Origin of the sequence: Psychrobacter sp. CAL346-MNA-CIBAN-0220, assembly GCF_040309805.1 — a bacterium.
Classification (GTDB): domain Bacteria; phylum Pseudomonadota; class Gammaproteobacteria; order Pseudomonadales; family Moraxellaceae; genus Psychrobacter.
Genome location: NZ_JBEOPF010000266.1, coordinates 1 through 273 on the forward strand (window position 1 = coordinate 1; position 273 = coordinate 273).

Genomic DNA, 273 nt, shown 5'->3' on the forward strand with positions numbered 1-273 from the left:
TTTTATGACCCGGCTTGGTCAAGGGATTATCAAGCTATTGGATAACAATACCGCTGATGGTTTTGTGTTTCGTGTCGATATGCGCTTGCGGCCGTGGGGTGATGGCAGCGATCTGGCTATTCATCTATCCGCCTTGCAAAAGTATTTTTCCTTGCATGGGCGCGCATGGGAGCGTTTTGCATGGTTAAAGGCGCGTGTAGTGGGACAAATAGAGTCGCCATTTTATGACCGAATACAAGCGCTCATTAGGCCTTTTGTCTTTCGCTATTATGT

At 47.3% G+C, this 273-nt stretch carries 1 protein-coding gene; it reads left to right on the plus strand.

Going from position 1 to position 273, the window contains the following annotated elements; genetic code table 11:
* Positions 1 to 273 (plus strand): hypothetical protein (locus tag AAEY88_RS13585; RefSeq protein WP_350563239.1); only part of this gene is annotated, 273 nt, incomplete at both ends.